This window comes from Kocuria sp. CPCC 205235 (assembly GCF_040980905.1).
In the GTDB taxonomy this organism is placed as follows: Bacteria; Actinomycetota; Actinomycetes; order Actinomycetales; family Micrococcaceae; genus Kocuria; species Kocuria carniphila.
In genome coordinates this window covers 33,950-58,840 of record NZ_JAVKPR010000018.1, presented here as the reverse complement: position 1 = coordinate 58,840, position 24,891 = coordinate 33,950, and the positions used below count along the sequence as shown (strand labels likewise).

Genomic DNA, 24,891 nt, shown 5'->3' with positions numbered 1-24,891 from the left:
AACTCCCGACGCTGTCTTCCCATGATGAACATCCTCTCTTACAAGGTGTCCACCGCCCGGGGTCAAGGCCACTTGGGCTTAATTACGAACGAGTCGCGGTCTCCGTAGCGATAGGAATGGCTACCGACCTTGAACTCCGTTTCGGTGCTCTGCCCGTTCCCTGGTGTCCGGCGACGATTCCGGCTTACCCCGCAGGAACAGGTAGTTCCCCAGCACACCGACAAACGCGGCGGTTACCGCGCCCAACCCGCGGGCTATCCAGACGTCGGTTCCGATGTTCTGCAAGACCTCCATGACGAAGGTGCCGGCCACTATTGCGGCGATGAAGAGTAGAACCTTGCGAATCATGTCGTTTCTCCTCTAACTCCTGACGCGCCATCTTGCGAGATGTACAACTATTTTGCCGAACTGGGGCGGCGCCAGAAAGCTGTGAAGCACCACGTTGATGTGGGGCGACCAGCCTGACATCAAGACCCGCCCAAAACCGTGATGTCAGAACTACTGAGAGCAGCCTTGACAGGGTTCACTGAGCACCACCCCAGCCAACCTCCAGCTCCTCTCAACGAAATATCAGTCATCACCCGGCATGATCGATCCACATCTGGCACGCACCCTGCGAGCTTGGATCCATCCGATGTCGAGAGGATGACATGTCGACGTTCACTTCCCCGCGGACCCGTTCCGCTCTCACGTCCCATGAACTGTCCGCACTGGGTTCCCTGATGCACGGTGGCGGCACCGTCGCTGAGTTCCACGTATCGCTGCTGACCCGTGTTCTGCGAGGGGCGCAGGCCTGGCATCGCGCCCATCCGGACACCAACTCGCTGTCTCGCCGCGAGAAGAAGCGGTTGGCCCGTGTGCAGCACCGGGTTCATCGCTCCGTGCCGGTCACTCAGAGTTCCGAGCCTGGAGAGAAGATCCTGGGCATGAAGGACTCTCGCAACCTGCTGGATGACTACGGGTTACTCGCGGCTGCAACCGCGGCCGCTCAGGCCTACGGGCCGTTGAAGCCGGGAATCGCCATTCGCTCCATTCGTGACGGGATCAGGCCGCGCGAACACAGGGTATCGCCGCAGTGGCGCAGCGGATCCACGGTGGCCTTGGCCGCGTGAGGTGACTGGGCGGCGTCGTCGCCGTAAAGCGCCCTACCGAGGAACTAAAGTAGGGCGCAGCATGAAACTTATACGTCAGCGCGAGTCCCTTGGTGCCGAGCAGGACTATCGCCGTTCCCTGTCGATTCTCGACGCCGCTCGGTCGTCGAACACCGGACCCGTCCTGCGGATCTACCAACCCCGCCCCACGGTCGCCTTCGGTCGCCGCGACGAGCTCAACCCGGGCTTCACACGCGCTCGAAAGGCCGCGCTCGACGCCGGGTTCGCACCTTTGGTGCGCCGGGTCGGTGGGCGCGCGGCCGCCTATCACGGCGGGTGCCTGATCGTGGATCACGTCGAATCCGATCCTGACCCCAAGACGGGCATCCAGGACCGATACCGCCTGTTCGGCGACATGATCGTGGCCGCACTCGAGCACCTGGACATCCCCGCGGACGTGCGGGAGATCCCCGGCGAATACTGCGCGGGGGAGTACAGCGTGCACGCGCCTCGCACCGCGCAGGATCCCAACCGGCCGGTCAAACTGGCGGGCACCGCCCAACGAGTCGTGGCGGGCGCCTGGTACTTCTCCAGCGTGATCGTGGTGGAGCACTCCGACCCGATCCGTTCGGTCTTGACCGAAGTCTATTCGGCATTGGGCGTGGAGTGGGACCCCGGTACGGCAGGCGCGGTGGACGACGTGCGTCCCGGAACCACGGTGTCTCAGGTTGAAGACGCCTTGATGCAGGTGTACGCCATGTACTCCCAGTACATGGGCTACGGATCCATCCAGAACAGTTAGGGGCACTCCATGTGCGGCCGTTACGTCATTGCCAAGACCCCGGGACAACTCGCGTTGGAATTCGACGCGAACGTGGACGAAACCCTGGCCGGGGACGACGTGCGTGCCAACTGGAACACGGCACCCACCCAGACCGTGCCCATCCTCCTGGAACGCCTGGATGATCAAGGAACCCTGCATCGTGAGCTCCACGCGGCACGCTGGGGCCTGGTGCCCTCATGGGCCAAGGACATCACCGTGGGGTCCAAGATGTTCAACGCGCGGTCGGAAACCGTTCTTGAAAAGCCCTCGTTTCGGTCGGCCATCAAATCCCGGCGCTGCGCGATTCCGGCGGACGGTTACTACGAGTGGCTGGCTCCGGCCGATGGCAGCAAAGGCAAAGGGAAGAAGCAGCCGTACTTCGTGCACCCGCCCGAGGGCCGGATGATCTGGTTCGCGGGCATCTACGAGTGGTGGAAGGTTCCGGAGGGTCAGCTGGAGGGTGCCCGCGAGGGCCAGACTCGCTCCGGCAAAGAGGGCGAAAGCCAGTGGTTGCTGTCGTGCTCGATCCTGACATGCGAGGCACCGGACGCGGACTCCGGCAATGAGCACTTGGCTGCCCTGGGAAACCTCCACAATCGACTGCCCATGGGCATGACCAGTGACTTGGTTCCGGAGTGGATTTCCCCGGACAAGGACCGCACTCGTGACCTGGTGGCTCGGGCGATCTCGGAGGCCTACGACGTGGCCGCCCAATGGCGGATGCATCCGGTCACCAAGGACGTCGGTTCGGTGGCCGTGCAAGGCCCCCATTTGGTGGAACCGCTTAACACTCTGCTCTAAAGGCTCTCGCTGGAGCGCCACCCCGGGTCCCAACGCGCCCGAAGCCTACAGTGGACAGTGTCAGGTACAGGCACAATCCGGTAGGAGACGTCATGGTGGAACTGGGCAAGAACATCTCGGAAGACAGCCGCTGGCTGGTCGACTTCGTACGCCGCGCGGGAGCTGCCGTGATCGCGAGTAACAGCGGGACCGGTTACCCCGAGTCCGCATACGTTCACGTGGCCGCCAGTGACGCCGGCCGCATTATCTTCGGCACGAACGCGCTGTCCCGCAAGTTCACGAACATCACCTCTGATCCCCGCGTGTCGCTGGTGATCGTCAATGACGGCGCCGAGGAAGTGCAGCTCGAGGGCGAGGCAGCAGTCCTCGACGAGACTCAGGTTGCCGCCGCTGCAGAGGTGCTCTCCGCCCAGCACCCGGACTCCGCAGAGACCAGTGACCCCGAGAACATGCGTCTGCTCGAGGTCACCGTTCGTTGGGCCAGCCACACGGATGCGCGAGAAGTTCCTCCCGCGCAGCGTGAGCTGCAGCTCTAACCCGCCGGCTCAGACATCGTCGTTGTACGGAACCCAACGGTTGAAGTCCAACGTGAGGTAGAGCGCCAGGGCTGCGGAGTTGTCTTCTGCAATGCGCAGACTGACTTCTTCGTAGCCCTGGTTGTACAGCTTGGTCATGGCCTCGCGGACCAGCTGTTCCGCCAAACCGCGGCGGCGGTGCGACGACGCCGTGAACAACTCGAACAGGTACGGGGCCTTGGGTAAATCGTCGCCCTTGCGCTGCTCCAACACGATGGCCGCAGCGATAACCTTGCCGTCCTCGTCTTCGATCACGGGGGAGGCATCGGGCAGGAAAGGGCCGAACTCGCCGTCGAACACGCCCTCGATGATTTTCTGAGCGTCATCCTTGGACGTGGCGGCGGACGATGCATCGTAGGCCTGGAAGAATAGTTCCGACAGCGCCGGAATATCCTCGGCGGTCACCTGTCGACTGGGCACCGGGTTAGTGCTGCTGGTCTCCGACGTTTGTGCGATCAGGGTGATGGTTCCACTCATCTTGGCCTCCATATGGGTCAAGGGCCGGTGCGGCCTGTCATTCGTCACACCAGAGTATCGGAGAACCGGGTAGCGGGGATCACTGCCGCAAGGTCGTCACTGAATTGTTGAAGAATCTTTATCTACGTCCGCGTGATTGAGCTGAAGCGGCGGGGCATCGTTAAGGAGTTCGCTGATCCCGTAGTGCTTGGCCCAGTAGGCCAGGGACCACGTTTTGGCCAACTGTAACGCGGCGTCGAACGTGCGGGCATGACCTTCACGGGCGCATGGAGAATTTGGCTCGACGAAGGAGACGAGCCATTTGAGCGTGCGCCAGCGATGAAACGCCACGGCGCGAATATCGACTTGGGGCAGCTCGTCGTGAGGGAAATTGGGGGTGCAATCAGGGGGCAGGGATTTCATGAGGCATGAGACCTTGGGGGATTTGGGGGGAATCTCAAACAACCGTGGCTTGATAGTACTGCCAAGTAGGAAGCAATCGAAATAAGTCTTCCTCATGTCAAATCGTGTCCAGGATATGAACCGCCCCGGCACAGCCTGGCCATGGTTATGGGTCACGGGCTGATGCGGGGACTACCGTTGACGGCAAGCGCACGACATCCGGGGTCCAGCTCCCGGAGGACACCCAGGAGAAGGAGACCTCATGTCGACACCGGAATCCACAGTTGCGGGACAGTCAGCACCGGAACTCGAGACCGCCGACATTTGTCAGAAGTTGATTCGATTCGACACCACCAATTACTCCAGGGGTAACGCCAAGGGCGAGCGAGCCGCCGGTGAGTACGTGGCAGAACTGATCAGTGACGTCGGCCTGGAACCGCAGTACTTCGAATCCGCCCCCGGCCGCGCCAATGTGTTCACCAGGATCGAGGGCACCGACCCCTCTGCGGATGCGCTTCTGGTCCACGGGCATCTGGACGTGGTACCGGCGCTTGCAGAGGACTGGTCCGTTGATCCCTTTGCGGGAGAGGTCAAGGACGGCATGATCTGGGGCCGCGGTGCCGTGGATATGAAGGACATGGACGCCATGATGCTCTCTGTCATGCGCCACATGGCCCGCACCGGAGACCGACCCAAGCGCGACATCGTGTTCGGATTCTTCGCGGATGAGGAAGCTGGCATGAGCTACGGCTCCAAATGGGTCACGCGGAATCACCCGGAACTCTTCGACGGCGTGACCGACGCGCTCAGTGAAGTGGGCGGCTATTCCGCCAATATCGGAGGCCAGCGTGCCTATCTGCTGCAGACCGCCGAGAAGGGCCTGATGTGGCTCAACCTGATTGCCAAGGGCGAGGCCGGCCACGGGTCCGGTCTGCACGAGAACAACGCGGTCACCCGACTGTCACGGGCCATGGCCAATATTGGTGAGTACACGTGGCCGATCGAGTTGACCAAGACCACCCGGGCGTTCCTGGACGAGGTGACCGAACTGACCGGGGTGGAATTCGACCCGGAGAATCCCAAGCGGCTGCTTGACGAACTCGGCCACGTGGCGCGGTTCGTGGGCTCAACGCTGCAGACCACCGCCAATCCCACCATGTTGGACGCCGGTTACAAGACCAACGTGATTCCCGGTTCGGCCCAGGGCACCATTGACGTGCGTTACCTGCCCGAGCAGCGCGATATCGTCATGGAGAAGCTCAAAGAGCTGGCCGGCGAGGGCATCACGTTCGAGGCCGAGTTCGAGGACATCGGCCTGGAAGTACCGTTCTCTGGCAACGTGGTGGACGCCATGGTGGACTCCCTCAAGGCCGAGGATCCGGACGCCGTGGTGCTGCCCTATATGCTCGGCGGCGGAACGGACAACAAGTCGCTGTCGCAGCTCGGTATCACCGGCTACGGCTTTGTGCCGTTGCAGCTGCCGGACGAATTGGATTTCACCGGTATGTTCCACGGCGTGGACGAGCGCGTGCCGGTCGCATCATTGGAGTTCGGCTCGCGTGTCTTGCACCGCTTGCTGACCAATTACTAGGAGCACTTCGTGGGGGAGAATTCCGGAAGCACCAACCCGACAACGGGTGAGGACCGGCGCGGTGGCCTGACCCGGCGCCGGGCAATTATCACGGCCGCCGGCGTGGTGGCCGCGGCCACGGCCGTGGGAGTCGCGACCCAGATTCCCGCATGGCTCGAGGAGGAACCCACGGACGAGGGCCTCGCCGCGGACCGGATTTTCGACGCCAACATCAATGAGCGCGGGCTCGGCGGCTACGCCAAGTTGATTCCGGACGAGAATCGGCAGGGCCTGGGCTACCACTTGGTTCCGGACCCAGTGGGTGGCGGGCGACAGGTGGCGCGTTTCACGTCCGTTCCCGGGCTGACGCTGGGCAATGAATTTCCGCGCTCCATGGTGGAAACCGAGCCGATCATCAAGGCTGACGCGCACGGCAACGACAACGACGTGTACTTCAACGGGTTCTCGGTCTACGTCCTGGACGGCGACTTCGATCAGGACACGTGGATCACGCTGTTCACCGGCGGTTACGGTCCGCCGGCCAACGGTGCGTCCCTGCTCGGTCTCATGTTGGTGCGACACCCCGAGGGCGGGCTCATGTTCCGAATGGGCGATGATCCCGAACTACTCGGCGATCACGTGCGGGTGCCCACCGGACGCTGGGTGGGCGTGATTCAGGCCTATAAATACGCGTACGCGAGCAACGGCGGTTGGGTCGAAATGTGGATCAACACCGGCGGGCAGTGGCAGCAGGTGCAGATCAACGGTGAGAACCAACCCACGCTGGACGTCATGCGCCCCAACGTCACGGACGGCTGGTACCGGGACGCCTCCGTACCGGCCTCGTTCTCGCGCATCGGCGTGTACGGCAACAGGCCCTACGAGGCCTTCTTCGCAACCCACCGCATTGCGCGCAGCTTTGACGCCGCCGATCCACTGCGCTGATCACGACCACTCAATTTTCGACTTGGAGGAGACCAGGTGACCACGATCCAGGACATGCTTCCCGAGGACATGCTCGCAACCTTCCGTGACCGCGCGGCCGGCTACGACGAGCGCAACGAATTCTTCACCGAGGATTTCGAGGATCTTCGCGCCGCTGGTTACTTGCGTCTGCTCGTTCCCGAAGAATTCGGCGGCTTGGGCTTTTCCCTTGCCGACGCCGCTCAGGCCCAGCGCCGCTTGGCCGCCGCGGCGCCGTCGACGGCCTTGGGCGTCAACATGCACCACGTGATCGTGGGCATCGCCCGCACGCTGTGGCAGCGCGGGGACGATCGTGCCCGCGCGATCTTCGACCAGGTCGTGGCGGGCGAGGTGTTCGCGTTCGGGATCTCGGAGGCCGGCAACGATTCCGTCCTGTTCGACGCGACCACGACCGCCGATCCGGTGGCCGACGGGTTGAGCCTGCGCGGCACCAAAATTTTCACGTCGCTCTCGCCCGCGTGGACGCGGCTCCTCGTCCATGCCCGCCGCACCGATCGCGACGACGACGCCCCTGACGCCCTCGTGTTCGGCATCCTCGAGCGCGGCGCCGAGGGCATTGGGATCAAACAGGATTGGGACGCGCTGGGCATGCGCGCCTCGCAATCGTGCACCACGGTGCTCGACGGCGCTGTGCTGGCACCCGGGCGAGTGCTCACCGAAATTCCCGTGGGGCCTTCGCCCGATCCGGTGGTGTGGGGAATTTTCGGGTGCTTCGAACTGCTGCTGGCCTCCGTGTACACGGGGATTGAGGATCGGGCCATCGAGGTGGCCGTGGAGATCGTGAACAAGCGCAGGTCGCACGCGCGCGGGGCCAGTTACGCCACGGACCCGGATATTCGCTGGCACATTGCCGAGGCAGGGATCCTGCGCGACGGTGTGGAACTCCAACTGCGCCAGCTCAGCTCCGACATGGACTCGGTGGGCACCGACCACGAGGTTCAGCACGGTGCCCGCTGGTTCATCCTGTTCTCCGGCCTCAAACACCGGTCCACCGAAACCGCACGGCAGGTCGTCGATCTGGCGCTGCGTTCCAGCGGTGGTTCGCAGTTCCGCCGGGGGAGCGAACTGGAACGGCTCTACCGTGACGTGCTCGCCGGGATGTATCACCCTTCGGACAACGAATCCGTGCACGCAGCCACGGCCAAGTCGCTACTCGGGCCGGTTCAGACCGATTGAGCGCGTGCCTCTTGGGTGAGGTTGCGCGTGGACTGTACCGAGCGGCGTCGTCGAGCAGGATCAGAACGTGCGTTCGACGCGAATGATCCGGCGGCGCATCACGTAACGGCGAGCACCGCCGTAAAGTACAGCCGAACGCGTGAGTTCCCACTTGCCGTACTCGGCGTGCTCCCGGACTCGTGCCCGCGCATCGGCAACGTGTTCCCGCGGGGCCACCGTGAGGGTGAGGTATTCGTACCTGTCGTCCCTGCTGGCCACGGGGTGCGAGCGCGCGGACGTGATCTCGGACAATCGTTGTTCTTTCATTGCTCCCATTCTGCCTCGATAACGACTAACGTCTACCCCATGAGCAATGATCCTCGCGCCGCCCTGCAAACACTGGTCAACGCGTTCGAAGAACACTTGGCCGCCGCCGCAAATCGACGTTCGGACAACGACCCCTCCGTGGACGGGGCGTACCTGTCGATTGCCGATGCCTTCGACGCTTACGAAGAGGCCCTCTACGAGGCCTACGACGAAGTCACCCCCCTCACCGTGTTCGCTGAGGACGAGGACGACTCGGACGATGATGATGATGATGACGACGACGATTACGACGAGGACCTCCTCGAAGACAACGAGATGATGGACGAAGATCTCGTGGACGAGGACGACTACGACGATGATGACGACAATGGTTCGTCGAATTCATCTCGCCGCTAGGACATAGCCGGCGGTTATACCCCACCCTGTGGGCGGAAGAGGGCTCACGTGTTGTAGAACACGTGAGCCCTTTCCTCACCCATTTTTCAGCTCCGGGTGCCGTACAGTTGTCGCGTGAACTGGATCGAAGCAATCATTCTGGGAATTGTCCAGGGCCTGACTGAATTCTTGCCCGTATCCTCATCGGCGCATCTGCGCATCGTGGGCGAGTTCTTGCCCAATAGTGCGGATCCGGGTGCCGCCTTCACGGCGATCACCCAGCTGGGTACGGAAACGGCCGTGGTGATCTTCTTCTGGCGAGACATCGTGCGGATCATCAAGCACTGGTCGTTGTCACTGGTCGGCAAGGTCTCCCGCAAGGACCCCGATGCCCGTATGGGCTGGTTCATCATTCTGGGTTCGTTTCCGATTGCGATCCTCGGTCTCCTGCTCGAGGACTACATCGACAGCCAGTTCCGATCACTGTGGATCACCGCGTCCATGCTCGTGATCTTCGGTTTGTTCCTGGCCATCGCGGATCACGTGGGTAAGCAGGAACGCGTCCTGCAGGACCTCACCGTCAAGCACGCCATCGGCTTCGGTCTGGCGCAGGCGCTGGCCTTGATCCCCGGGGTGTCCCGCTCTGGCGGCACCATCACGGCCGGTCTGCTCATGGGGTACACCCGCGCGGCCGCCGCCCGTTACGCCTTCCTGCTGGCCATTCCCGCGGTCTTCGCCTCCGGTCTGTACAAGCTGTACAAGGCGATGACGGGGCAGGAACCAGAGGGCATCTACACCATGGGCCAGACGCTCGTGGCCACCGGCATCGCCTTTGTGATTGCCTACGTGATCATCGGCTGGTTCATGCGCTACATCTCTGAGCGCAGCTACAACCTGTTCGTCTGGTATCGCATCCTGCTCGGCGCCGGAATCTTCGTGCTGCTGGGCACGGGTGTGATCAGCGCCTGATCGCCGCTTCCACCCCACCGGGGGAATAGGGCGCCGGAGGCGCCCGTTGAACTCTTGAGTGACCGATGTCCGTGAACAAAAGGTGAGTATGAAGTCCTGGTCTGCCCGTCCCGTTCCCGAATTGCCCGGAACAGCCCCCACACCCTCGGTCTACGACTCTCGGCAGCAACGGATGGTCCAGCTGCCCGCTGGATCCGAAGTGGGACTGTACGTCTGCGGCATCACGCCCTACGACGCGACCCACATGGGCCACGCCGCCACTTACGTGTCCTTCGACCTGCTGCACCGCGCCTGGGACGACGCCGCTCAGCACGTCACGTACGTCCAGAACGTCACCGACGTGGACGACCCCCTGCTGGAACGTGCCGAGGCCACGGGTGTCGACTGGCGGGACCTCGCCGAAGAACAGACCGAATTGTTCCGTACGGACATGAGCGCCCTGAACGTCATTCCGCCGGCGCATTATGTGGGCGCCACCGAATCCGTCGAATGGATCGTTCCTGCTGTGGAGGGACTCATCGAGCGTGGCTTGGCCTACCGGGTACCCGGGGGCGTGGACGAGGACGGCGCGGCTCAACCGGCTGGCGACGTGTACTTCGACGTCAACGCCGCCGCGGAGCTGAAAGAAACCGACCCGGATGCCTGGGTGGTCGGTGATGTGTGCGGTCTGACCCGCGAAGAAATGCTGCCGCTGTTCGCCGAACGCGGGGGAGACCCCGAACGCGAAGGTAAGCACGATGTGCTCGACCCCCTGTTGTGGCGCGTCAACCGCCCCGGTGAACCCGCATGGGACGGTGCCTCGCTGGGCGCCGGTCGCCCCGGGTGGCACATCGAATGTTCCCTGATCTCCCTCAAGTACCTGCCCACTCCGTTCACGGTGCAGGGCGGCGGTTCGGACCTTGCCTTCCCGCACCACGACATGGGTGCAGGCCACTCCTACGCGCTGTCGGGCAAGCCCATGGCCGAGCACTTCGTGCACACGTCCATGGTGGGACTCGAGGGCGAGAAGATGTCCAAGTCCAAGGGCAACCTGGTGCTGGTCTCCAAACTGCGCGAACAAGGCGTGGACCCGGCGGCGATCCGCCTGGCAATCCTGGCGAATCATTACCGCACGGACTGGTTCTGGACCGATGACCTGCTCGCGGACGCCAAGCGCCGTCTGGCCTCGTGGCGCGAGGCCGCGGCCAAGCCGGAGACCGCCGGTGCGGAGGACCTGCTCAAGGCCGTCCGCGCCGCCCTCGCCTATGACCTCAATGCGCCGGCCGCGCTGATTGGCGTGGACGCCTGGGCCGCTCGGAACAAGGGCGGTGCTGCCGCCCGCGGCGCCAACGCGTCCGCGGAGGATCGTCAGCTGGCCGTGGATCTCATCGAATCCCGCTTGGGAGTCGTGCTCTAGGCCCCCGATCCACTCGTTCGTCGACACAACACAACGGCGGCGGTTCCCCGGACAGGGAACCGCCGCCGTTGTGTCGTGTCCGGGACGTGACCCGAAGCGCGGGTGACCGTTGCTACCCGCGGTCGTCGCGGCGTCGTAAATAGCGCTCGAACTCGCGGGCAATCGCGTCACCGGTGGCCTCGGGGAGGTCCACGGTGTCCTTGGCCTCTTCCAACTGGCGCACGTAGGCGGCCACCTCCGGGTCCTCTTCGGAAAGTTCATTGACGCCGCGTTCCCAGGCCTCCGAATCCTCCACGATCGGTTCCACGGGCAGTGAAATGCCCAGCAGTTCCTCCAGCTGCCGCAACAGCGCAAGTTCGGCCTTGGGCGACGGGGACTGTGCGACGTAGTGCGGGACGGCAGCCCACATGCTGATCGTGGGGAAGCCGGCGCGCGCAGCCATGTGCGAGAGAACGCCCACGATGCCGGTGGGGCCTTCGTACTGGGGTGCCTCGATATTGAGTTCATCGCGCAGCTCTTCGGTGTCCGAAGTCAGCGTCACCGGAATGGGACGCGTGTGGGGGACATCGGCGAGTAGCGCGCCGATCATGACCACGAAGTCCACGTCCAGAGTGGTCGCCTGTTCGATCAGCTCAGCGGTGAAGGTGCGCCATTTATAGGACGGTTCCCAGCCGTGCAGGAACACCAACTCCAGATTGGTCCCGGGAACCGGTGCCTTGAACAGTTTGGTGGTGGGCCACTGCAGCTTGGGCTCACCGCTCAGACCACGGCGCACAACGGGCCGGGAGTACTGGTAGTCGTAGAAATCGTCCGGGGACACCTCGAAGACTTCGCGCGCACCGTAGTGCTCGCTCATCAACTTGAGGGCGTCGGTCGCGGCATCACCGGCATCGTTCCAGCCCTCGAAGGCCGCGATCATCACGGTGACCTTCTCGGTTTCGTCGCCGTCGCGGACCACGCCGAAGGGGCCGACCTGCGGTTGCGAATTCTTCTCGTCAAACGTACTCACCGTTCCACTGTACGGCGAGCGGGGATGCAGTACCACGAGCGGTGATTCAGCGGCCTCACCGGCTGCCCGCTTAGCATGGGCGCATGCACTTCGAACGCGCCACACACCATGCCCGCCCGACCGAGCGGGCGTTCGGATGAGCGGGGGTACCGCTGCCCGCCGAGGACTCCGTCTGGGCCGCATCGGTGGGGTGGACGTTCACCTGGATCGCTCGTGGTTCGTGATCGCCGTCCTGACCGTGGTGCTCTACGGGCCCATCCTGTGGCGGATCTACCCAGAGCTGGGCTGGATCAATCTGGTCATCGCCTTCGGGTTCGCCGTGGGACTGGCCTTCAGCGTGCTGGTCCACGAGGTAGCCCACGCGCTCGTGGGGCGAGCCGCCGGCTGGCCGGTCGGGCGCATCGTGCTGACGCTGATGGGTGGCCACACCACGTTCGGCGCCGTGCGTGCCTCACCGGGATCCACCGCGTTGGTGTCCTTGGTGGGACCGATGGCCAACATCATCCTGGCGGGCATCGGCACCGCCGTCATGCTCCTGGCCCCCGCCCAGAACGCTGGACCCGGATGGGCGCTGCTGCAACTACTGGTGTTCGCCAACTGGATCCTGGGACTCTTCAACCTGCTGCCCGGGCTGCCACTGGACGGTGGGCGCGTAGTTGAGGCGCTCATCTGGCGGCTCACCGGGTCGGAGAGCAAGGGAACCGCCGTGGCGGCGTGGAGCGGCCGCGGCCTGGCCGCCCTGATCGTGGTGTGGATTGTGTGGCAGCGACTCTGGACTTCGCCCATCACCCTGCTCATCATGCTCATGATCGCGGCGTTCATCTTCATGGGAGCTTCCCAAGCCCTCAAACAGGCCAAGGTGCTGGGGCGGGTCCACCCCTTGCGCGCAGCATCGATTGCGCGACCCGCATTCGAATTCTCACCGGACCTGCCGCTGTCAATGGTGGACACCTCCGTCTTGGCCGCCACGAGCCAGGGCTACAGCGGGTGGACTCCCGACGTCGTGGCGCGCGACGCGGCCTCGGGTCACCTGGGGGTGCTCAGCCCGCAACGAGCCGCCACGGTTCCGGCTGATCTACGCGGTAGTACTCCGGTGGGAAACGTCATGGAATGGGCCCCCGCGGAGGCTTCCGCGCCAGCCGACGAGCGCGGTGACGATCTGTTGCGACACCTGGAGATCAACGGGTTCCCGTGGGTGATCGTGCTCGATCCAGAGCGATCCGTGGTGGGCGTGGTGCACCATCAAGATCTTGCCCGCCACATCATGGGGCGATGAGGGCTCTCACGGTTCACGGTGAGACAATGACAGATAGTGACCGGAGCGCCACGCGCGCCAGCCCCTGATGAACACCACATCGCACCTTTCGTGAAAGCGAGCACATGACCGAGCAGTCGCACGAACGCCCCGAAACCACCCAGAGCGCAGTACCCGTCCGCGGTGCCGCCAACCGGAGGGGTCCCTTGCGCGTGGGCGAACGCGTGCAGCTGACCGATGACAGCGGCCGCATCACCACCATCACGCTGGCCGAGGGCGGCGAGTACCACACCCACCGTGGCGTGCTGGCCCACCAGGAACTGATCGGCGCCCCGGAAGGCACCGTGGTGACCAACTCGGGCGGCATCCAGTTCCAGGCACTGCGCCCGCTGCTCAAGGACTTCGTGCTGTCCATGCCCCGCGGTGCGGCCGTGGTGTATCCCAAGGATGCCGGTCAGATCGTGACCATGGCCGACATCTTCCCCGGAGCCCGCGTGGTCGAGGCCGGCGTGGGTTCCGGTGCACTCTCCATCTCGCTGCTGCGTGCGGTGGGTGATGAAGGCACGGTGCACTCCTTCGAACGACGCGAAGAGTTCGCGGACATCGCTCGCGGCAATATCGAGACCATGTTCGGCGGCCCGCACCCGGCGTGGCAGTTGACGTTGGGCGATCTCGCGGAAGAACTGACCCGGGTCGAAGAAGCCGGTTCCGTGGACCGCGTGGTGCTCGACATGCTGGCCCCGTGGGAATGCCTGGACGCCGTGGCCCACGTACTGGCCCCGGGCGGCGTCGTCATCTGCTATGTCGCGACCGTGACCCAGCTGTCGCGCGTGGCGGAGGCGATGCGCGCGGACGGCCGCTACACCGAACCCGAAGCCTCCGAGACCATGGTGCGCGGCTGGCACGTGGAGGGACTGGCGGTCCGCCCCGACCACCGCATGGTCGCGCACACCGGATTCCTGATCCAGTCCCGCAAGCTCGCCGAAGGTGCCGTGCGCCTGGCACCCAAGCGTCGTGCGTCCAAGAGCGATTACACGGAAGAGGATCTGCAGGCGTGGACGCCCGTGGCCCTGGGCGAGCGGATCGTCTCCGACCGCAAGCTGCGCCGCGCCGGCCGCGACGCCACCAACCTGGCCGAACAGGCCGCCAAGGCCACGGCCCAGATCGATCCCGACTCGCGACGGGAGAACACCCCGCAGAGCACGGAGGACACCAGTCATGAGTGATTCCACCCCCGAGAACCGCGCCACCGACAATTCGCAGCGGCAGATCAACATGCTGCGCGACCAGAAGCGCAACCTGGACAAGCAACTCGCGAGCGTGGGTTCGCAGAACCAGAAACTCGTGCGCCTGCTGGACGCCTCCCGGCAGGAGATCGTCAAGCTCAAGCAGACGCTCGCCGCTGAGGCTGTTCCGCCCATGAGTTTCGGTGTGGTGCAGCAAGTTAATCCCGGCCACCAACCCGTGGGTACGGCCACGGGAGACGGCCCGGTGATCACCGTGGCCAGCCTGGACGTGCTGGTGTCCGGGCGAAAAATGCGCGTGGCCGTGGGCCCGCTCGTGTCGTTGAGCTCTTGCGAACCAGGGATCGGGGTGCTCCTCAACGAGAACTACGTGGTCGCAGCGGTCCTCGACTACGACCGCGTGGGCGAAGTGGCCACCATCAAGGAAATCATCGACCACGACCGCGTACTGACCGTGGGCCGCTCCGATGAGGAACGCGTCATGCTGCTCTCCGGGGCCCTGCGCCGTAATCGCCCCAAACCCGGTGACGCCGTGACCGTGGACCACCGCACCGGCTTCGCCCTGGAGCACGTGGAACGCACGGACGTGGAACAGCTGGTCCTGGAGGAGGTACCGGAGGTCAGCTACGCGGACATCGGTGGTCTGGGCGCCCAGATCGAAGCCATCCGCGACGCCGTGGAACTGCCCTACGTGCACCCGGACATGTACCGCGAACACGGACTGCGCCCGCCCAAGGGCATCCTGCTCTACGGGCCTCCCGGCAACGGCAAGACGCTGATCGCCAAGGCCGTCGCGCGCTCGCTGGCCGAACGCAGCGCCGCCAAGGCCGGACGCGAACGCGCCCTCGGTTACTTCTTGAACATCAAGGGCCCCGAGCTGCTCGACAAGTACGTGGGTGAGACCGAGCGCCAGATCCGCTCGATCTTCGCCAACGCCCGCGAACAAGCCGCCCGCGGCGTGCCCGTGGTCGTGTTCTTCGACGAAATGGACTCGCTGTTCCGCGTGCGCGGTTCGGGCCTGTCCTCGGACGTGGAAACCACCATCGTGCCGCAGCTGCTCACCGAGATCGACGGCGTCGAGAAACTCGACAACGTGATCGTGATCGGCGCGACCAACCGCGAGGACATGATCGACCCCGCCGTGCTGCGCCCCGGCCGCCTGGACGTCAAGATCCGCATCGACCGCCCGGATCGCGACGGCGCTCGCGAAATCTTCAAGCTCTACATCACCCCGGACTTGCCGTTGCGCGAGGCCGACGTCGCCGCGGCGGGTTCCCGGGAGGCCGCCGCCGATCAGCTGATCGACGCCGCGATCGCGCACCTGTACGACCGCACCCCCGCCACGGAATTCCTGACCATCAGCTACCGCGACGGCGGCCAGGAAACCCTGTATTTCGCCGACTACGCCTCGGGCGCGGTGATCCGCAACGTGGTGGACCGCGCCAAGAAGCAGGCCATCAAGACCCTGCTCACCACGGGCGAACGCGGGCTGACCCGCGAACACCTGGTGGATGCCGTGGACGAAGAATTCTACGAACAGCAGGACCTGCCCAACACCGCGGACCCCGAGGACTGGGCGCGCCTGACCGGTCGCCGGGCCAACACGATCCAGGACGTCCGGATGGCGATGCACCGCGGTACCGGATCACTCCCCGAAAGAGAGCGGTCATGAGCGTTCGCAGGGTCATGGGCAGTGAGACCGAATTCGGGGTGTTGGCCGTGGGGGAGCCCCACGCGAATGCCACCGTGCTCTCCACCCGGGTGGTGACCAGTTATGCGCTGCGGGTAGCGCGGGAACTGTCCCGGGAATCTTCTGGAAGGAACGGTTCGGACGGGCAAACGAGCGTGGGCACCGGCTGGGACTACGGTTCCGAGGCCCCACTGTCCGATGCTCGCGGGTACACGATGAGCCGAGAACAGGCCCACCCCTCGCAGTTGACCGATCAGGCCCCGGTGCTCACCGCCGAAGAAATCGCGGCGGAAGCCATCACCGAGTCCGCGATGTACACGGAGGACATGGACTGGCGAAAGGTCATCATGAACACCGTGATCCCCAACGGGGCGCGCGTGTACGTGGACCACTCGCACCCGGAATATTCCTCCCCGGAGGTCACCACCCCGCTGGACGCCCTGACCTGGGATGCCGCGGGGGACGTGGTGGCCGCGCGCGCCGTTGCGGAACTGGCGCGGGGCGCGGAGAAGACCGGGACTCCGGCCGTGAACCTGTACAAGAACAACACGGATAACAAATCAGTGTCTTACGGTGCCCACGAGAACTACATGGTGGACCGCGCGGTGCCGTTCGATCGGATCACCTCAGCACTGCTGCCGTTCTTCGCTACCCGCCAGATCATGTGCGGTGCCGGCCGCGTGGGCCTGGGAGTGGACGGTTCCGAACCGGGCTTCCAACTGAGCCAGCGCGCGGACTTCTTCGAGCGCACCGTGGGCCTGGAAACCACCATCCACCGCCCCATCGTCAACACGCGCGACGAACCCCACGCGGACGACACCAAATACCGCCGGCTGCACGTGATCATCGGTGACGCCAACCTGTCCCACACCGCCACGGTGTTGAAGTTCGGCACCACCTCGCTCGTACTCAACCTGATCGAACATGACCGGGTGCCGGCCCTGGACCTTGCCGATCCCGTGGCCGCCCTGCAGACGGTCAGCCACGACCCGTCCGTGACCGCGACCGTGCCCTTGCGCGACGGACGCGAGCTGAGCGCCGTCGACATCCAGCGCGAGTATTACCGCGCCGCGCTGGAGCTGGAACGCGAACTGGCGCCGGACGGGCTGGACCAGGACACCCGACAGGTACTGGACCTCTGGGACGAAGTCCTGACCGACCTGGCGGACGACCCCTCCCGCTTGGCCGACCGACTCGACTGGGCTGCCAAGTACGCCCTGCTCAACGCGTACCGGCAGCGAGATGGCATGGCGTGGAACGACCCCCGACTGATCGCGATCGACCTGCAGTACGCGGACATTCGCCCCGAAAAGGGGCTCTACCACCGGTTGGCCTCGGCCGGGCGGATCCGCACGCTGGTCGACTCCGAAACCATCGAACGCGCTGCGGACCAGCCCCCCGAGGACACCCGTGCGTGGTTCCGCGGCACCGCCGTGCGCCGCTACCCGTCCGCGATGGTGAGCGTGGGCTGGGACAGCGTGAACGTGGAATTCCCCGGGATCCGAAGGGGCGCGCGCATCGGCATGCCGGAACCGCTGGATCTCAACCGCGAGACAACGCGGGAATGGTTCGACGCCCCGGACGTTGAACAGTGGGTACACCGGGTAGCGGAACAGCGCCCCGGCACGGTCACCGGAACCGGCCTGAACTGAGTACCCGAGACTTGAACCACTGAGAGGTCAGGAGAGACACATGGCACAGGAACGCATTTTCGGCCAGGGCTCGCGTCGCGAGGAAGAAACCGACCTGCCCGACAACGGCACCCCGGCGCCGTCGCAGGGCGCGGGTCAGGCCCAGCGCGACACCCAGGGCACCGATGACCTGCTCGCCGAGATCGACGGCGTACTTGAAACCAACGCTGAGGCCTTCGTGAAGGGCTTCGTCCAGAAGGGCGGCCAGTAAGCTCGTGGACCGCAGAATCTACGGCATCGAAACCGAGTTCGGCATTACCCACAGCGTGTCCCAGGGACACAGCCTGGGTGCCGACGAGACGGCGCGGCGCCTGTTCGCGCCCGTGCTCGCGTGGGGGAGAGCATCCAACGTGTTCCTCCCCAACGGCGGCCGGCTCTACCTCGACGTGGGTTCGCACCCCGAATACGCCAGCGCGGAGACCGCCTCACTCGAGGATGTCGTGGCGCAGGACGTAGCCGGTGAGCTGATCGTGGACGATCTGCGACAGCAGCTCCAACAAGAACTGGACCAGGACGGAACCGGCGGCACGGTGCACTTGTTCAAGAACAACGTGGACTCCGCCGGGAACTCCTACGGCTCCCACGAGAACTACATGATCTCCCGCCGCACCGAGTACGCGCGCCTGGTACAGGTGCTGATCCCGTTCCTGGTCACCCGCCAGATCCTGGTCGGCGCCGGTCGGGTGCACCCCAACGGCCCCGCAGAATTCGGCGGCCTCACCCTGGGCGACGGCAGCCACGGTCCCAGCTATTCCTTCTCGCAGCGCGCGGACCACATTTGGGAAGGTTTCTCCTCGGCCACCACGCGCTCGCGGCCCATGATCAACACGCGCGACGAGCCCCACGCAGATGCCGAGCACTACCGCCGGCTGCACGTGATCAACGGCGACTCGTCCATGTCCCAGACCACCACGGCGCTCAAGATGGGCACCACGGATCTCATGCTGAGGATGATCGAGGCGGGCAAGATCCTGCCGGACCGCACGCTCGCGGATCCCGCGGCCGCGCTGCGCATCATTTCGCACGACCTCACCGGCCGGGCGCAGGTGGAGCTGGCCTCGGGCGAAAAGATGTCCGCCGTGGACCTGCAGCACGAGTACCTTCAGGCCGTCACACACTTCGTGGATCGCCACGGTGCGCACCACGATCGCGTGGACTGGGTACTGGAACTGTGGGAGCGCGGCTTGCGCGCCGTGGCCGAGCAGCGCTTCGACCTGGTGGACACCGAGCTCGACTGGGCCATCAAGAAGAAGCTACTGGACTCCTACGCCGCCGCCCACGGCATGGATTACGCCAACCCGCGGTTGCTGCAGTTGGATTTCGCCTACCACGACACCTCACCCACGCACGGGCTGTTCCGCATGCTCAGTCGCCGCGGCTCGGTTGCCACTTTCATTTCCGACGACGCCGCTCAGGCCGCCGTCACGCAGCCCCCGGCCACGCGGGCGAGCCTGCGCGGCAAGTTCATCCAGGCCGTCCTGGACGCGGGAGAGAACTACACCGTGGACTGGGTGCACCTCAAACTCAACGGTTCGCAGAACCAGCGCACCGTGATGTGCAAGGACCCGTTCGCCACGTCCCAGCCGGATGCGGACGAACTGATTGCCGAGGTCCAGGCCATGTCCAAGAGCTGAAAGTTCACGGGGAACCCCCACGGGCGTGGCACGAGAAGTATCAGCTGATGCTCAACCGTGTCCCATAGATTGGTGGGCGACTTCCCTCAGTGCCCATTCGTGTTGAAAGGTGAATCCTCCTTTGCGAAAGATTGTTCCGGCCGCGGGCACCGCCCTGGCCTTGTCCCTGATGTTGACCGCGTGCGGCGGAGCCGAAATGGATTCGGTGGAATTGGCCAAGGACCCGTCCGAGGGCACCGCGCCGTCGGTCTCGTTCGAAACTCCACTCCAGGTGAGCGAGGCGGAGACCAAGGTGCTGCGCGAAGGTGACGGCGAAGACCTGGACGAGGGCGACAACATCCTCCTGCAGGCGGCTCTGTTCAAGGGTTCCGACGGTTCGTCGTTGGGCGATACGTACAGCCAGGGAGCCGGTCAGGTACTCAAGCTGGACGACCAGCTCAAGGAAGCCATCCCGGAGATGCACGATGCCCTGATCGACGCCCAGGAAGGCGCGATCATCGCCTACAGCTCCCCGGACACCAGTGGTGCCGCCGGTGACGAGTCCACGTCGGTGGAGGTGTACCAGGTGGCCAAGAAGATTCTGGCCCCGCTCAACGAGGACATGAAGGACACCTCGGACAAGATGCCCAACGTCACTCAGGACGATCAAGGCAAACCCACCATTGAGAAGCCTTCGGGTAAGGAACCCAAGGACCTCCAGACCGAAGTCCTCAGCGAGGGCGACGGTGAAGAAGTAGCAGACACGGACACCGTGGTCGCCAACTACGTGGGCGTGCGCTGGGAGGACGGCGAGGTCTTCGATTCCTCCTACGACAAGAATGCGCCCGCATCCTTCCCGCTCGACAACGTGATCGAGGGGTGGAAGGAAGGCCTCAAGGGGCAGAAGGTGGGCTCGCGCGTGCTGCTCGCCGTGCCGACCGATCAGGCCTACGGCACCGAGAAGCAGCTCGGCAAGGACTCGCAGTACCCGTCCGGATCGCTCGTGTTCGTGGTGGACATCCTCGGTGCCGTCCCCACTCCCGAACCCGCACCCAGTGAGTCCGCAGCTCCGTCGGAGAGTGCTGCGCCTCAGCCCTCGGAGGAAGCCGGCGGATCCGAGGCGCCCAAGCCAGCGCCGTCCGAGTCGGAGAAGTAAACTAGTCGATCGGACAGGTCCCCCAGTGGGGACGGTTTCTACGAAAGGCCATGACCGTGTCATTTGGACAGCGCAACCTGGATCGTTCCAAGCCGGAGATCGATTTCCCGCAGGATCCGGTTCCCACCGAACTGCGTATCACTGACGTGATCCCGGGCACCGGCCGCGAGGCCAAGGCCGGCGACAGCATTTCCTGCCACTACGTGGGCGTGACCTACTCGGGTGGCGAAGAATTCGACGCCTCCTGGAACCGCAACCAGCCCTTGGACTTCACCGTGGGCATCGGCCAGGTCATCCAGGGTTGGGACCAGGGTCTGCTGGGCATGAAGGTGGGCGGTCGCCGTCGTCTGGAGATCCCTTCAGAGATGGCCTACGGCAAGCGCGGCGCTCCTGGCGCCATCGGCCCTGACGAAGCACTCATCTTCGTGGTCGATCTGCTCGACGTCCGCTAAATGCCCCCATCTTCAGGTTCGGTATCGGGCCGCTCCACCGCAGCGTCGGCGGAGCGGCTCCTCAACCTGCTCATTGCGCTGCTGGATCGCGAGAGCGGTTACACGCGTGATCAGCTGCGGGAGATCGTTCCCGGGTACCACAAGGCCGGCAGCCACGACGCGTTCGAGCGGATGTTCGAGCGCGACAAATCGCATTTGAGGTCCCTCGGCTATCCGGTCGAGGAAATCCCCGACGACGATCCGTGGGCCTCCGACGCCCAGCTGGCTCCGCGTTATCGCGTGTCCCGCGGCTCGTACCAATTGCCCCAGGTCCAGTTCAGTGCGGAGGAATCGGCCGTCCTCGCGGTTGCCGCGGACGCCTGGAACGACGCCGCTCAGGATCGTTTGGCGCGCCGCGCCCTCGACAAGCTGGAACCTGCGCTGTCTCATGAGGCAGCACCCGGCCGTGACGTCCAGCCCACCGTGGCCGTGGCGGACCCAGCGTTCGAACCGTTGCTGTCCGCGGTGCTGAGCCACCGCACGGTGCGCTTCGACTACGTGGATCGCACGGGTACCTACAGCCGTCGCACGGTTCAACCCTGGGGCGTGGGTTCGCGCTTCGGTGCGTGGTACCTGGCCGGCTGGGACGAGGACCGGCAGGCCGAGCGCACCTTCCGGCTGTCCAGGATCATTTCCGAGGTGGCTGTCACCCGGGACAGTTTCCAACCTCCCGAAGATTTCTCCATGGGTGGGCAGCTCGCGCGCATGGTGTACCCGCCCACGCGCGTGCGGGTAACCGTCTACGTTCGTCAGGGTGCAGCGCAGTTGTTGCGTCAGATCGCCGCGCCGATCGCGGACGAGGATCCGCATCTGCCCGAAGGCTTCGACGCCGTGCTGCTGGCCGTCCCGGACACCGAGGGCGCCGCCGAGCACGTGTGTGCAGCGGGTCCCGATGCTCGGGTTGCCACGGCAGCCGGGGCCGACCTGGGAACTCAGCGTGCCGTGGCCAAGGCGGTCGAACGGCGTCTGTCCGAGGCTCGGAAATTCCAGGAACGCGTGGGTGGCGTGGCTGTTGCCTGGGGCAAGCAGCGCCGCAGCGGCGCCGCGAAGGCCAGTACGGAACAACATCTCGCCCGGCTCTTGCACATCGTGCGCCACGTGTACTCCCACCAGGGGGCTCAGCTGGAAGAAACGGCTCGGCACTTTGGAATCACCGATCAGGAGTTGATCGCGGATCTGCAGACGCTGTTCGTGTGCGGGCGACCGGGTCACATGCCCGATCAGCTCATCGATGCGTCCTGGGACGACGGCCACATCTACCTGGGTAATGCCCAAGAACTTTCGGAACCCGTGCGGCTGACCGTACCCGAGGCCAGCGCCTTGCTGATGGGGCTGCAAACGCTCCAGGCGCTACCGGGCGGCAACAGCGACGTCGTGCGCTCGACCATGCGCAAGGTGGCGACCGCCGCGGACGCGTTGCCGCTCGCGGATGCCCTGGCCGCACCGGACCAACCCGCCGAACCGGTCCCCGAGGACACCGAACTGGTCAGTCGGGTGCGCGAGGCGATTGCGAACAATCGGCGGATCAAGATCCGCTACGTGGTGGCCTCACGGGACGAGGTCACCGAACGTCTCGTGGACCCTGTGCGCATCGTGTCCTCGGACGGACACCAGTACGTGCGCGGTTGGTGCCTCAACGCCAAGGGGCCCAGGACGTTCCGAGCGGACTGCATCCTCAGTTGCGAAGACATTGGAGAGGCCCAGGCGCATCCGCGCATGGACTCCGAAATGCGCACGAGTTTGTACCCGGAGAAACGACGACCCGTTCAGGCGGTGCTCGTGACCGACCGGCGTGGCCGTTGGATCGTGGAGCACTACCACGCCAAGCGTGCCGCCACGGTGGAACTACCCGCCAGCGACGAACCACCGATCACCGTGACTGCGGGACCGGGGAGCTCCAAGGGCCCCAAACAGCTGCCCGAGTACGTGGCCGCCGAGGTGGATTTCCCCACGGTCGAGGCACTGTGTTCGCTCGTGACCAGGCACGCGGGTCACGTGGCGGTGGCGTCACCGCCCGAGGTGGTCCACTCAGTTGAACAGTGGATAAATAACAGTCTCTTCACGGACACAACGCACCAGTAGAGGATTCGCGCGGCCCTATACTGGGGTCCATGCTGTGGTGGATGTGGATTGTGCTGTGGACCGTCCTGGTCCTCGTCAGTCTCGCGTTCATCGTGGGCGCGGTGTGGGGATTGGTCACCAAGAAGGCCTTACCCGCATTACGTGAGGTCGAGGCCTTCGCCGATGACTTCACGGTGCGGTGGAACGCCGCGGCCCAGGGAGCGACACAACCACTGCGCACACCCGCTGAACCTGCCGTGTTCACCCCGGTGAATTCGGCCCGCGCCGCCTATTCAAGCGGTCGCGATCAACGACATACAGCCCGGCTCATCCGCCGCATGAACCGCAAGGACGCCAAGGGCCAGCCCCAACGGCTGTCCGATCTCCGCCGGGCTGAACGGAAAGGAATCCACCATGGGCCGCTTGTTTGACAGCCCCCTCACCATCATCCTCATCCTCGTGGTGATCCTGCTGCTGTTCGGTGCCCCCAAGCTTCCGGGCATGGCCCGCAGCCTGGGCCAGTCCATGCGGATCTTCAAGTCCGAGGTCAAGGAAATGAAGAAGGACGGCGATGACGACAACGTCACCGTGAACGGCCAGCCGGTATCCGACGGCCAGACCATTTCGCAGCCGCAGAATCCCACACAGACCAACACCGTGAACAACGGCCCGGTCGCTCCCGGTCAATCAACGGGCCAGGCCGCCGCGCAGCCGAACAACCAGGTTGATCCCAACCAGCGCCCCAGCGCGTAGGTCACGGGGCACCACTCACTACACAGCGATCGGGCCGGACCTCATGGTTCGGCCCGACGAGCACCCCGGTGCAGCCCCTCTCAACACATAGGTTCGTATGTCTGCCACTGATTCCAAGTCTCTGCGGGATCCTTCGCGCCGTAAGGAGCGTCGGAACCGCAAGAAGAACACCTCGCGCAGGAACAACCCTCAGGCCCAGATGGCCCTGAAGGAGCACCTGCGTGAAATGCGCAACCGATTGATCAAGTCCGCCATCGCGGCCGTGATCGGCGCGGTGGCGGGGTTCATGGTCTACAACCCGTTCATGCAGTACATCACCGAACCGCTGCAGCGTCTGGCGGACTCGGGTCGAACCGCCACCATCAACTACTCGTCGGTGGGCGGTTCCTTCAACATCATGGTCGAGGTGGCCTTGGTGCTGGGTGTCATCTTCGCTTCGCCCGTGTGGCTGTACCAGCTGTGGGCGTTCATCACTCCGGCTCTGCACAAGCACGAGCGCCGCTACGCCATGGGATTCCTGGCGGCGGCCATTCCGCTGTTCATCGGCGGCTGCGTCTTGGCCATCACGGCTTTGCCCGCCGCGGTGTACGCGTTGACCGCGTTCACCCCGGAGGGCGGCGCGAACTTCGTGGAGGCCAATCAGTACCTGCGCTTCTTCCTGCAGTTGATCCTGACCTTCGGTGTTTCTTGCGTGATCCCAGTGTTCCTGGTGGGGCTCAACATGCTGGGGCTGCTTTCCGGTCGCACGATCCTGAAGTCCTGGCGGGTGGTGGTCGTGATCGTGCTGGTCATCTCGGCCATGGCTGCGCCCGGGCCGGACCCGGTGACCATGCTGTACCTGGCCATTCCGTTGTTGGTGCTGTTCTTCGTCGCCGTGGGACTGTGTCTCTTCCTGGACCGTCGCCGGGCCAAGAAGGCTGCCAAGCGCGAAGCAGCAACCGGAGTCACCGCGGACAGCGCGACCTCTGCGGAGGACCTCCGCAAGATGGGCTAGCAGCGGAACC

The 24,891-nt window shown here is 64.7% G+C and carries 27 protein-coding genes; 22 read left to right on the top strand and 5 right to left on the bottom strand.

What is annotated here, in order from left to right; translation table 11 throughout:
* Nucleotides 1–120: 120 nt before the first annotated feature.
* Nucleotides 121–348 (bottom strand): hypothetical protein, encoded by a 228-nt coding sequence (locus RF638_RS12205; RefSeq protein WP_368631281.1) that lies wholly within the window; start codon nucleotides 346–348, stop codon nucleotides 121–123.
* A gap of 302 nt (nucleotides 349–650) precedes the next feature.
* On the opposite strand from RF638_RS12205, the gene RF638_RS12200 reads away from it, so the two are divergent.
* The 4 genes from RF638_RS12200 to RF638_RS12185 all read left to right on the top strand — a co-directional run bounded on the left by RF638_RS12200 (nucleotide 651) and on the right by RF638_RS12185 (nucleotide 3,251).
* Nucleotides 651–1,112: a hypothetical protein gene (locus tag RF638_RS12200; protein WP_259917455.1), complete on the top strand. Its 462-nt coding sequence runs from the start codon at nucleotides 651–653 to the stop codon at nucleotides 1,110–1,112.
* A 61-nt stretch (nucleotides 1,113–1,173) separates the two neighbouring features.
* Nucleotides 1,174–1,893 carry a biotin/lipoate A/B protein ligase family protein gene (locus RF638_RS12195; protein ID WP_368842131.1) on the top strand — a complete coding sequence of 240 codons (720 nt, stop codon included), beginning with the start codon at nucleotides 1,174–1,176 and terminating at the stop codon, nucleotides 1,891–1,893.
* Between the two features lie 9 nt (nucleotides 1,894–1,902).
* A complete protein-coding gene (locus RF638_RS12190; protein ID WP_259917452.1) occupies nucleotides 1,903–2,715 on the top strand; it encodes an SOS response-associated peptidase in 813 nt (270 codons plus the stop codon).
* A 92-nt stretch (nucleotides 2,716–2,807) separates the two neighbouring features.
* Entirely contained in the window at nucleotides 2,808–3,251 is a 444-nt protein-coding gene (locus tag RF638_RS12185; protein WP_095798078.1) for a pyridoxamine 5'-phosphate oxidase family protein, read from the top strand.
* Nucleotides 3,252–3,260: 9 nt separating this feature from the next.
* On the opposite strand, the gene RF638_RS12180 is transcribed toward RF638_RS12185, so the two are convergent.
* Nucleotides 3,261–3,767: a GNAT family N-acetyltransferase gene (locus RF638_RS12180; RefSeq protein ID WP_238663225.1), complete on the bottom strand. Its 507-nt coding sequence runs from the start codon at nucleotides 3,765–3,767 to the stop codon at nucleotides 3,261–3,263.
* Nucleotides 3,768–3,863: 96 nt separating this feature from the next.
* A complete protein-coding gene (locus RF638_RS12175) occupies nucleotides 3,864–4,169 on the bottom strand; it encodes a hypothetical protein (RefSeq protein WP_129701654.1) in 306 nt (101 codons plus the stop codon).
* A gap of 241 nt (nucleotides 4,170–4,410) precedes the next feature.
* Between RF638_RS12175 and RF638_RS12170 the strand changes: the two genes are divergently transcribed.
* From RF638_RS12170 to RF638_RS12160, 3 genes are read left to right on the top strand one after another with little or no spacing between them, the layout of a single operon-like run.
* Entirely contained in the window at nucleotides 4,411–5,739 is a 1,329-nt protein-coding gene (locus RF638_RS12170; RefSeq protein WP_368628941.1) for a M20/M25/M40 family metallo-hydrolase, read from the top strand.
* A gap of 9 nt (nucleotides 5,740–5,748) precedes the next feature.
* Nucleotides 5,749–6,663 carry a hypothetical protein gene (locus RF638_RS12165; RefSeq protein WP_095798074.1) on the top strand — a complete coding sequence of 305 codons (915 nt, stop codon included), beginning with the start codon at nucleotides 5,749–5,751 and terminating at the stop codon, nucleotides 6,661–6,663.
* A gap of 36 nt (nucleotides 6,664–6,699) precedes the next feature.
* A complete protein-coding gene (locus RF638_RS12160) occupies nucleotides 6,700–7,878 on the top strand; it encodes an acyl-CoA dehydrogenase family protein (RefSeq protein ID WP_368842130.1) in 1,179 nt (392 codons plus the stop codon).
* Nucleotides 7,879–7,938: 60 nt separating this feature from the next.
* On the opposite strand, the gene RF638_RS12155 is transcribed toward RF638_RS12160, so the two are convergent.
* Nucleotides 7,939–8,184: a DUF5703 family protein gene (locus RF638_RS12155; protein WP_095798073.1), complete on the bottom strand. Its 246-nt coding sequence runs from the start codon at nucleotides 8,182–8,184 to the stop codon at nucleotides 7,939–7,941.
* A gap of 39 nt (nucleotides 8,185–8,223) precedes the next feature.
* On the opposite strand from RF638_RS12155, the gene RF638_RS12150 reads away from it, so the two are divergent.
* From RF638_RS12150 to mshC, 3 genes are all read left to right on the top strand, one after another.
* Nucleotides 8,224–8,580 (top strand): primosomal protein, encoded by a 357-nt coding sequence (locus RF638_RS12150; RefSeq protein ID WP_368842129.1) that lies wholly within the window; start codon nucleotides 8,224–8,226, stop codon nucleotides 8,578–8,580.
* A gap of 114 nt (nucleotides 8,581–8,694) precedes the next feature.
* Nucleotides 8,695–9,528 (top strand): undecaprenyl-diphosphate phosphatase, encoded by an 834-nt coding sequence (locus RF638_RS12145; RefSeq protein WP_095798071.1) that lies wholly within the window; start codon nucleotides 8,695–8,697, stop codon nucleotides 9,526–9,528.
* An 88-nt stretch (nucleotides 9,529–9,616) separates the two neighbouring features.
* Nucleotides 9,617–10,924 carry a cysteine--1-D-myo-inosityl 2-amino-2-deoxy-alpha-D-glucopyranoside ligase gene (mshC, locus tag RF638_RS12140; protein WP_368842128.1) on the top strand — a complete coding sequence of 436 codons (1,308 nt, stop codon included), beginning with the start codon at nucleotides 9,617–9,619 and terminating at the stop codon, nucleotides 10,922–10,924.
* A gap of 112 nt (nucleotides 10,925–11,036) precedes the next feature.
* Here the strand turns inward: mshC and RF638_RS12135 are convergent, their stop codons facing one another.
* A complete protein-coding gene (locus RF638_RS12135; RefSeq protein ID WP_095798069.1) occupies nucleotides 11,037–11,933 on the bottom strand; it encodes a PAC2 family protein in 897 nt (298 codons plus the stop codon).
* A gap of 136 nt (nucleotides 11,934–12,069) precedes the next feature.
* Between RF638_RS12135 and RF638_RS12130 the strand changes: the two genes are divergently transcribed.
* The 12 genes from RF638_RS12130 (at nucleotide 12,070) to tatC (ending at nucleotide 24,881) form a co-directional block, all read left to right on the top strand.
* Entirely contained in the window at nucleotides 12,070–13,209 is a 1,140-nt protein-coding gene (locus RF638_RS12130) for a site-2 protease family protein (protein ID WP_095798068.1), read from the top strand.
* Between the two features lie 104 nt (nucleotides 13,210–13,313).
* Entirely contained in the window at nucleotides 13,314–14,414 is a 1,101-nt protein-coding gene (locus RF638_RS12125; RefSeq protein ID WP_095798067.1) for a tRNA (adenine-N1)-methyltransferase, read from the top strand.
* Entirely contained in the window at nucleotides 14,407–16,104 is a 1,698-nt protein-coding gene (gene arc / locus RF638_RS12120) for a proteasome ATPase (RefSeq protein WP_368842127.1), read from the top strand. Before RF638_RS12125 ends, arc begins: the two co-directional genes overlap by 8 nt.
* Nucleotides 16,101–17,774 carry a depupylase/deamidase Dop gene (gene dop, locus RF638_RS12115; RefSeq protein WP_173674306.1) on the top strand — a complete coding sequence of 558 codons (1,674 nt, stop codon included), beginning with the start codon at nucleotides 16,101–16,103 and terminating at the stop codon, nucleotides 17,772–17,774. Before arc ends, dop begins: the two co-directional genes overlap by 4 nt.
* A gap of 40 nt (nucleotides 17,775–17,814) precedes the next feature.
* Nucleotides 17,815–18,024 (top strand): ubiquitin-like protein Pup, encoded by a 210-nt coding sequence (locus tag RF638_RS12110; protein WP_016996385.1) that lies wholly within the window; start codon nucleotides 17,815–17,817, stop codon nucleotides 18,022–18,024.
* A gap of 4 nt (nucleotides 18,025–18,028) precedes the next feature.
* Complete coding sequence (gene pafA / locus RF638_RS12105; protein WP_368842126.1) at nucleotides 18,029–19,447, top strand: Pup--protein ligase; 1,419 nt, start codon at nucleotides 18,029–18,031, stop codon at nucleotides 19,445–19,447.
* A 121-nt stretch (nucleotides 19,448–19,568) separates the two neighbouring features.
* Nucleotides 19,569–20,582, top strand: coding sequence for an FKBP-type peptidyl-prolyl cis-trans isomerase (locus RF638_RS12100; RefSeq protein ID WP_259913284.1), 1,014 nt, complete (start codon nucleotides 19,569–19,571; stop codon nucleotides 20,580–20,582).
* 56 nt (nucleotides 20,583–20,638) lie between these two features.
* A complete protein-coding gene (locus RF638_RS12095; RefSeq protein ID WP_095798116.1) occupies nucleotides 20,639–21,034 on the top strand; it encodes an FKBP-type peptidyl-prolyl cis-trans isomerase in 396 nt (131 codons plus the stop codon).
* Entirely contained in the window at nucleotides 21,035–23,155 is a 2,121-nt protein-coding gene (locus RF638_RS12090) for a WYL domain-containing protein (protein ID WP_095798062.1), read from the top strand.
* A 29-nt stretch (nucleotides 23,156–23,184) separates the two neighbouring features.
* Nucleotides 23,185–23,565 carry a hypothetical protein gene (locus RF638_RS12085; protein ID WP_095798061.1) on the top strand — a complete coding sequence of 127 codons (381 nt, stop codon included), beginning with the start codon at nucleotides 23,185–23,187 and terminating at the stop codon, nucleotides 23,563–23,565.
* The gene (tatA, locus tag RF638_RS12080) at nucleotides 23,549–23,887 is read left to right on the top strand and encodes a Sec-independent protein translocase subunit TatA (protein WP_095798060.1); all 339 of its coding nucleotides are present in this window, start codon (nucleotides 23,549–23,551) and stop codon (nucleotides 23,885–23,887) included. The genes RF638_RS12085 and tatA overlap by 17 nt, the downstream gene beginning before the upstream one ends.
* Before the next feature lie 97 nt (nucleotides 23,888–23,984).
* Nucleotides 23,985–24,881 carry a twin-arginine translocase subunit TatC gene (gene tatC / locus RF638_RS12075; protein ID WP_368842124.1) on the top strand — a complete coding sequence of 299 codons (897 nt, stop codon included), beginning with the start codon at nucleotides 23,985–23,987 and terminating at the stop codon, nucleotides 24,879–24,881.
* Nucleotides 24,882–24,891 lie beyond the last annotated feature (10 nt).